This window comes from Novipirellula sp. (assembly GCF_041583735.1).
GTDB lineage: Bacteria > Planctomycetota > Planctomycetia > Pirellulales > Pirellulaceae > Novipirellula.
This window is the reverse complement of the sequence record NZ_JBFHFD010000398.1, coordinates 1-8160: the sequence shown is the minus strand read 5'-3', so window position 1 is coordinate 8160 and position 8160 is coordinate 1. Positions and strand designations below refer to the sequence as shown.

7 protein-coding genes and 1 pseudogene are annotated in these 8160 nt (G+C 55.0%); 1 reads left to right on the top strand and 7 read right to left on the bottom strand.

Annotated features, from left to right (window positions below):
* From ABX962_RS23815 to ABX962_RS23800, 4 genes are all read right to left on the bottom strand, one after another.
* A partial coding sequence (locus ABX962_RS23815; protein WP_372722956.1) for a sulfatase-like hydrolase/transferase occupies positions 1-595 on the bottom strand: 595 nt, incomplete at its 3' end.
* A 64-nt stretch (positions 596-659) separates the two neighbouring features.
* Positions 660-2087, bottom strand: coding sequence for a sulfatase-like hydrolase/transferase (locus tag ABX962_RS23810; RefSeq protein WP_372722954.1), 1428 nt, complete (start codon positions 2085-2087; stop codon positions 660-662).
* 140 nt (positions 2088-2227) lie between these two features.
* Complete coding sequence (locus tag ABX962_RS23805) at positions 2228-3742, bottom strand: sulfatase (RefSeq protein ID WP_372722952.1); 1515 nt, start codon at positions 3740-3742, stop codon at positions 2228-2230.
* 239 nt (positions 3743-3981) lie between these two features.
* On the bottom strand, positions 3982-4911 hold the full coding sequence (locus tag ABX962_RS23800) for a hypothetical protein (protein ID WP_372722950.1): 930 nt from the start codon (positions 4909-4911) through the stop codon (positions 3982-3984).
* Between the two features lie 452 nt (positions 4912-5363).
* Here ABX962_RS23800 and ABX962_RS23795 point away from each other — a divergent pair, with 452 nt between their 5' ends.
* Entirely contained in the window at positions 5364-6737 is a 1374-nt protein-coding gene (locus ABX962_RS23795) for a sulfatase-like hydrolase/transferase (protein WP_372722948.1), read from the top strand.
* A 116-nt stretch (positions 6738-6853) separates the two neighbouring features.
* Here the strand turns inward: ABX962_RS23795 and ABX962_RS23790 are convergent, their stop codons facing one another.
* The 3 genes and pseudogenes from ABX962_RS23790 to ABX962_RS23780 all read right to left on the bottom strand — a co-directional run.
* Complete coding sequence (locus ABX962_RS23790) at positions 6854-7207, bottom strand: hypothetical protein (protein ID WP_372722958.1); 354 nt, start codon at positions 7205-7207, stop codon at positions 6854-6856.
* Entirely contained in the window at positions 7207-7914 is a 708-nt protein-coding gene (locus ABX962_RS23785) for a vitamin K epoxide reductase family protein (RefSeq protein ID WP_372722946.1), read from the bottom strand. Before ABX962_RS23785 ends, ABX962_RS23790 begins: the two co-directional genes overlap by 1 nt.
* A gap of 52 nt (positions 7915-7966) precedes the next feature.
* Positions 7967-8160, bottom strand: a pseudogene (locus ABX962_RS23780) (NAD(P)-dependent oxidoreductase); the annotation flags it as partial.

The following is an 8160-nucleotide window of genomic DNA, read 5'->3' as shown; positions in this document are numbered from 1 at the left end:
TTTTGGCTTGCCGAGCGATCTTGTCCCATCCGCTTGCGTCCTTGCCTCGCAGTTTGCCGCCCGCGGTTTGAATTTGGGCAAAGAAAGGCTGGCCCGGTTCGCGGTCCTGCCAATCGTTGCTGTCGTAGACCGATTCGTCCCACTGGAAATTGTAGTCGGTCTTGCCCAACTTGCCGTTCAGTGGCCAACCGGTGATCGAGGTGTGGTAGCCCGCGTCTTGGAAAAGCTTGGGGACCAGCGTGACGTTTTGAGGTAACTCGATTTTTTCAGTCCCGCGTCCGCTGCGATGATGATGTGCTCCAATGCTGGTTTGATACATCCCGGTGATAAACGCCGATCGACAAGTCGAACATACCGGCGCGGTAACGTACGCGTTGGTAAACTTGACGCCGCGGCGGGCAAGCTGGTCGACGTTAGGAGTCTCGATCGCCGTTTCGCCATAGCACGAAAAGTTCGCGGACATATCGTCAGGAATGATCCAGACAATGTTGGGTCTCGCAGCGGCACGTTGCAATTTGCTTGGTTCGTCGCCGTAAAGCGTGATGGTTAGCAACAGCAGAAGTGGAAGGATCGGAAGGAGCGTGCGGGGTTTCATGATTCGTGTAATGGCTGTATTGGGGGGCGTACGAATTGAATTTGTGACAAGGGTTTGCCCAGGATTAGTCGTTGGGATCCACGATGTCTTTCCAGTCAGGATAGATGGGCCGCTGTTTCGCTTGGGGGCCAGCTTTTTTCGGGGGCGCGGGAGGCGCGGATTGTAGCACGGTGTTAAGTTTGTCTTTCGTGGATGCCGCCTGCGAATCGAGCGACCGGCCGGCCAAATCATTGGATTCTAGTAAGTCGGTTGGTACGCGATAGAAGCTGCCGTCACGATACAGTTTGTACGTTTCGTTGCGAACGTATTGCGAGCCGGGGAATTTGCCCCAGTACGGCTGGTAGTGACAGAGCACCCAGTCGCGTGGATTGCCGGTTTTGCCCTGCAATTGCGGCAGAAAACTGCGTCCGTCCACGGGATCGTCGCTGCCGAGTTGGACACCTGCGGCTTCGGCCAGCGTGGCGTAGAAATCGGTAAAGTCGACGAGGTCATCCAGCACCACACCCTCCGGTGTATGCCCTTTCCAGTATGCCACCAACGGGACGTGTGTCCCCATATCCTTGGTGCCACCTTTGCCGCCGCGAATCGCTTGCCCGTTCCAACGAGAGGTAATCGATCGGTTGGTGCCGTTATCCGCAGTGAACAGGAACAGCGTATTGTCGAGTTGCCCGGCCGCTTCGACCTGCTTGACCAGCTTGCCGACGATCTTGTCCAAGTAGTGGACCATCGCGACAAAGTTGGCCTTTTGGGCGTTCGCGTTTTTCGGAGCCTTGTTCGTATCATGCGTCCGCGGTGAATCCCCGATCGTATCCGGAGTGGCGACAAACGGATTGTGCACCAACACCGTGGGGTAATAAACGAAGAACGGCTGTTCTTTGTTCCGCTGGATAAAGTCGCACAGGAAGTCCGACATGATGTCGGGACCGTATTGCTCGTGATTATCCTGTTTGCTCAAAAATTTGCCGTTTTGTTCCAGCGGCGGACTCCAGAACCGTTCGCCACCTTGTTTTCCGCCCTTCGCCGCAGTCAATTGCCACAAGCAATACTCGTCGAACCCAGCCTTGATTGGCCGTGTGTTGTCGTCGTGGCCGACGGCGCCATGGTACAACCCATTGAGTTGCCACTTACCTGCGATCGCGGTCTTGTAACCCGCCGACTGCATCATTTGAGCAAACGTTTTCTGCTGTGGATCCAGGTAACCGAAATGGGTGTAGTTACGAAAGTTGTATTTGCCCGTCATCAGCTTCACTCGTGACGGCGTGCAAAGCGGAGTCGAATAGCAGTGGTCAAAACGGATGCCCTTGGACGCCAACGCGTCGATATTCGGCGTGGAGTAGTCGTCGGCGCCGTAGCATCCAAAACACTCCCAGCTGACGTCATCGGCCATGATCAAAATCACGTTGGGCGGCCGCTCGGTTTTGGTCTCTGCTGCGTGCACGGACACACATCCGAGAATCCCTAGCATCACGAGAGTTCGCGCTGGATTGTTCATATTAATTCACCTTGGCATTGTCGTTGACCGCTCCCGCGATCATGACATTTATTCGAGTGGCGTTTACGGGGGAGTAAAAATGTTTTCTTGAGGAGGGACAAATCGTAATGACCGCGGAGCGGTCAACGACGATGGCTTTCTTAATACTTGCCATTGGTACCGAACATTTCTTTTTTCGATGGACGCGGACGAACGCGAACGCTGTGGTCGGGTTCCCCCGTCACGCGATCGAATTCGTCGGGGGTGCGACGCGATGGTAAGTAGTCGGACGTTTCTTCGCTCCACGTTTGCAAGGCCTGCATCAATTGTTTGCGAACCGATTGGTAGGCTGGATCGTCGATGATGTTGCTCAATTCGCCCGGGTCCCGCATCAGGTCATACAATTCCCACTGCGGACGAGGCGATATAAAACACGTTTGTTGCTGCTTGGTCAGCTTTCCCTCTTTTTGTAGTCGCAGCATCGCTTGCCACGAGAGTCCGCGACCGGCATCCGCTGATGGCGTTGCGGGCAGGTCGACGTAGTCGTTGCGAATCAGTTTGAAATGTTGGTCGACGACACAGCGAGCGTGATCTTCGTAGTCATGCCAGTGGTCTTCGGCAAAGGCGTATTGTCGAGACTCGGTCATCGGGTCGCGTAGGACCGGTGCAAAGCTGTGTCCTTCGATCTGCATCGCGTCGATCGTGTCCTTGTCGATCCCCGCGAGCTCCAGGAAAGTGGGAGCGATATCGATCGCACTGACCAGCGAGTTCGTGGTCACCCCGCCGCGCACCTGGTCGGGCCAGCGGACGATCCATGGAGTGCGAATGCCACCGTCGTAGAGCGTGGTTTTGTCGCGTGGAAAGGGACGTCCGTTGTCGCTGATGAACAAGATCAAGGTGTTTTCGCTGACGTTTTGCTGTTCCAGCTTGCTCATGACTTTGCCTACATAGGTATCAAGCCGACCAATTTCGTCATAATACAGCCGCAAGTCTTCACGGACGTCCGGGGTGTTTGGTAAGTGCGGCGGAACGATCACATCAGCATGACGGTGCGGCGGATCCAAGGCACCTTCGCTGTATTCACGGTGCGGATCGAGCGCCGCCAGCCACAGAAAGAACGGCTTGTCACGCGGACGGTCGTCAATCGCACGCTCCCAATCTTCGCAACCGCTCGGTTGGGCCGCGATCATCTTGGCCGGCTCGCCCTCGCTACCCGATGGCAATACAAAACCAGCGGTGGACGCTTCGTAGATGCGATCAAAATGGTCACGCACGGCGTCGCCCAAGTGCCATTTGCCCGCAGCTGCCGTGTAGTAGCCGGATTGCTTCAGCGTCGCAGCCATCGTCTTGCTCTCCGGCGGCAACGGCCAATGCAATTGCTCGGCCCCGGTGTTGTGCGGATACTTGCCCGTCAAGATGCTCGATCGCGAAGGGCTACATGAATTGGTCGTTAAGTACGCATGCTCGAACCGGAGTCCCTGCGTGGCAAGTTGGTCGATATGCGGCGTGCGGATCGCAGGGTGCCCGTACGCACCGCAATCGTCCCAATTCATGTCGTCCGCAATGATCAGCACCAAATTCGGCCGATCGCTCGACTCTGCGGACCACAACGACGAACAAAGACAGAGACAAACGACAACGGGATTCAAGATTCGAAGGATGGGAAGCGCTTTCATCAGGGATGCCTGAGTTGGGGAAGTAAAGGCGGGGAAATGCGGGGATAAGTTCAGCAAATAAAAAGAGCAGCAACATCGTCGTTTGTCGTTTCTCTAATGTAGTGGAGCTTGCTAAAGCTCCCAAGTCTTCGTAGTGGAGCTCGCTAGAGCTCCCTGGCTTTAAACGCGAAAGGATCTTTAGCAAGGTCCACTACGGCAACATCGTCGTCGGTCCAGCATAATCGACTGCTGCTACTGGGTTATTGATCAAGTACATTTTCAACCCAGTCGCGGACTTGCCTGCGGTAGACGCTTTCCTTGTGCATCCACAGGTCGGTGTGCGGGTGCACCACATTGCCTTCGGGGATCGCAAAGAGTTGGCTGGTGGGAACATCGAGAAAGGTAAAGTGGGCCAATTCGAGATGATCCCCCAGGAATGCGTCACGAGTTTTGCTGGCTTGGGTTCCGCAAACCAGAACCGGACGACCGTCGAGCCGGGCCAGACGTGTTAGGGCCGACGCACGATCGCTGTCGGGGTAGACCCATGTTTTTTCGCCGTCGAAGTGATCGTGCGTCAAGAAGCCTTTCCAAAGCGAAGCGATCTCGTCGTCAGCGAGCCCAATGTAGCTGGTCGCAATCGCCCCACGCGAAAAACCGCAGAGGAGGATGTTGTCGGGATCGCCTCCGAATTCGGCACAGATGCGAGGAAGATTGATTTTGCAGTAGTCGATGGTCGCTTGCGTGTCACCCCACCAAGTGACGGCATTGTTTTGTCGTCCTGTCTCAATATACGGCATACAAACCCAAATAAAGCCTCGGCCGCCGCTGATGCCGTAACCTAAATTGGCATCGCCAACCTCGCCGGTCGAGTTGCAAAGTGGCCACTTGTTTCCGGTGTACTCGACGATCACGGGAAACTTGCCGTCTGGTTTCCAATCCAATGGCAAATGCAGCGAGTGATGCACCTGAGTTCCCTTGTACTCGGTCGCGACCTGACGCACTCGCTTTCCAGGTCCCGGCGAACCCTCGGTCATCGGCGGCGATACGAGGTCGAAGGTGGTCAACGTATTCACTTCGTTGACGTTGACGTCGGTTGCCCGGTCATTGGAATGGCGATCGGACTGGGCATCACACAAAGAAACCGCGAACACGCAAACGAGGACCAGAGCCAAGAGACAACGACGGTTCATAGAAACAAGCATATTGCGATATCGGGAGGAGCGTCTTTTGCTGCGGGTTCTGCGTGTCCAACCACGCACACGCCAAGCTTAGCAGTGAGCCACGAACCTCATGCTAAGGAAGCCCATCGAGACGGTAGCAAGCCGCAATGCGAGCAACGTATTCTAGTTTAGCGGATGAGCCTTTGCAGCATTTGATCGATCATGCCCAGCCGAGGCGGTAGGATGGGAGCACGAGCTTCTCTATCACGATTTCCGTCGATCAGCGTGCATCGATCCCCGTATTGTCAATTTCGATTACGATTGAGTTGACATTTTCGCTACAGGCGACATCAGCACTGATAGCGCTCCGCTACGAAAATCCACCGTTCCATGTCAAATGCGATGGCGTTAGGCCCACGCCACGCCGCCACGAAAATCAAACTGAGAACGAAGTGACCATCGCAACCACCCTTCAAAGGCGAATGATGACAAATTGGAAAAGTCCGCTACTGGCATTGGCAGTCGTGGTCGCGACGGTCGTCGCATTTGCCTGCACGTCGAGACCGATCGCCGCGGAGGATCGTCAGCCGAACATCGTGCTGATCATGGCCGACGATCTCGGCATCGAGGGGCTTGGGTGCTACGGCGGACTCAGTTACGCCACGCCCCAACTCGATCAACTCGCCGCCGAAGGACTTCGCTTCTCGCACGCTCATGCTCAGCCGCTTTGTGCGAACACTCGCATGCAGTTGATGACGGGGATGCACAATGATCGCAATTGGATTTGCTTTGGGATCATGGATCCAAGCGAAAAAACGTTTGGTCACTACTTGCAGCAAGTCGGCTACAAGACCTGTATCGCGGGCAAGTGGCAGCTGCAAAGTTACGATCCACCGGACTATCCTGGCGCGGAAACTCGCCGTGGTATCGGCATGCACCCCAAAGATTCCGGCTTTGATTCATACGCCTTGTATCATTCGCTGCATACCGAAGACAAAGGTTCGCGATACGCCAACCCAACTTGGCTCGAAGACGGCACGCTAAAACAGGCCGAGGGGCAATACGGGCCGGACCAATGGGTGGATTACATCAACGCGTTCATGGAACGTGAAAAAGCCATCCCATTTTTTGTCTATTACCCAATGGCACTTCCCCATTGGCCGATGAATCCGACGCCCGACAGCGCCGATTGGAATGATCCAGAAAAGCGACTTGACGAAGATCCTCGCTATTTCAAAGACATGGTCGAGTATATGGACAAATGTGTCGGCAGGGTCGTGCAGAAAATTGACGACCTTGGTTTGCGAGAGAACACCTTAATCCTGTTCTACAGTGACAACGGAACGCATCTTTCGATCACCTCGCAAACACAAAACGGGCCTGTCGCCGGAGGCAAGGGATTGCCTACCGATGCGGGAACGCATGTGCCGCTGATCGCAAATTGGCCGGGAATGATTCAACCGGGCGTTTCCGATGCGCTAGTCGATTCGACTGACTTTCTTCCGACGATGATACAGGCGGCGGGGCATCCGTTGCCATCGGACCACGATTTGGATGGCATCAGCTTTTATCCGGAATTGGTCGGAGATGACTCCGCGTCATCGCGTCGCCAATGGATCTATTCGTTTTACGATCCTCGTCCGGGATGGGACAAAGATCATTTCACCCGCCATGTCTCGGCTCGCGATCGACGTTGGCATTTGTACGAAACGGGCCAGCTTTATGATGTTCAGAAGGACGTTTTAGAGCAGCGTCCGATCACCGCCGAGAACGACACCGCCGAAACCGCGGCGGTGCGAAAACGTCTCAACGCGGTGCTCAAATCGCAAGATCAAACCGCCAAAGCCGTGCAGTGATGCCGGATTGTCCGTGGCACCGTGCCCAAGCCATTTTTTGCAGTATAGTGCAATGAGTAGTACTGAAGAACACGTGTTCGTTTTCGCAGTCAATCCGCAATCGGGACGTGTTTACGCTAGGACACCGAATCTGCCGTGTCGCGCCGCCATGCTCGCGGTGGACGCGAAGCGTAATTGGGAATCAACGCGATCATCAACAAGAACAGGCCTACGACGATGTGGTTTTGGTGAATCGGCGGCGGAGGCAGGACCGCGAGTCGGCCCCATGCGATCAATCCCGTGGCTACCGCCAAAGTCAGCAGGTGAGCATGCCGTGTAGGCGGCCAATAGGAAAGCCCAGCAAACGTGCTGATCAGTAACGCAATTCCAAAGTCAATCCATAACATCACAGGATCGACCGGAGACTGAAAAACGAACGGGCTGGCGGCAAGCCACACCGCAGTCATGATTTCGATCACGCGTCCCCACATCATGCCACCTCGCGCGAGAGAAGTTTTTCACCAGCTTGATCAAGTTGCTCGGTGCGGGAACCCCAGAACGCTTTCCAGAACAATTTCACGTCGTGATGATCTTGCCAAACAATTTTTAGATACGCGAGTGAAACGCGAACTTCGTCCCAAGCCCAGTAGACCAAGATTAGCGAGATACCGGCTGTTACCAAGCATAAAAAGCACCACTCACCGAGCACAAATGCTTGAATCACCACCAACACGACGCTGACGATACCTAGCGGAATCACGTCAATCCCAAACAGAATCACGAGCCACGGGCGGTATTGCCACCGACGTGGTGATCCTGCTATCCAGAGGACGGCGTCACCGAGATAGGCTAATACGCCGAGCGCGGCGTCGTGAATCCCTAAGATGCGATACATCGACATCGCAGTATCTGATTTAAGCACCCGGTTGCTGCCATCACCGAACACCGGGTCCCATGCACTATCAATCAGCCCCCACTGATAAAGCGATAGATGCGACGAAATGATCGCCGCAACAAACGCCAACAGACAAATCGGAATGCGTTGACTCCACGCCGACGGATTGTGTTTGTAGGGAGGTACTGGTCGATTCAGCGGATCGATGTCCTTGGGGGCAGTGCTGCCGCGATCGGTGTTCTCGCGATCAGTGTTTACCCGATCGGTATTTAAGTGGCTGGGGGCCGGGGGCGATTGACTCATCCCTTATATTCCTTTTGCGCGTAGCTTTTCAGTCGAAGCTTGATGAGCGCATTCATCGCTCTAAACCGTTTTGCTTATACCATTTGTCGGGATCGGCTTTGAGAGCATCCGTCATCTTCGGTAACGTCATCGAAAGCGAATGCTTCGGTTCCCAGCCGAGCAATTCTTTGGCTCGTGAGATGTCTAAGGCGTAGTGGTCGTCGGCCATCGAGACCATAAACGGTTTGATAAACGCGTCGCCGCCCT

Excerpts from the sequence above, each read along its gene's own strand:
- ABX962_RS23810 (WP_372722954.1), bottom strand. The coding sequence starts at position 2,087 with ATGAACAATCCAGCGCGAACTCTCGTGATGCTAGGGATTCTCGGATGT.
- ABX962_RS23805 (WP_372722952.1), bottom strand. The coding sequence starts at position 3,742 with ATGAAAGCGCTTCCCATCCTTCGAATCTTGAATCCCGTTGTCGTTTGT.
- ABX962_RS23800 (WP_372722950.1), bottom strand. The coding sequence starts at position 4,911 with ATGAACCGTCGTTGTCTCTTGGCTCTGGTCCTCGTTTGCGTGTTCGCG.
- ABX962_RS23795 (WP_372722948.1), top strand. The coding sequence starts at position 5,364 with ATGATGACAAATTGGAAAAGTCCGCTACTGGCATTGGCAGTCGTGGTC.
- ABX962_RS23790 (WP_372722958.1), bottom strand. The coding sequence starts at position 7,207 with ATGTGGGGACGCGTGATCGAAATCATGACTGCGGTGTGGCTTGCCGCC.
- ABX962_RS23785 (WP_372722946.1), bottom strand. The coding sequence starts at position 7,914 with ATGAGTCAATCGCCCCCGGCCCCCAGCCACTTAAATACCGATCGGGTA.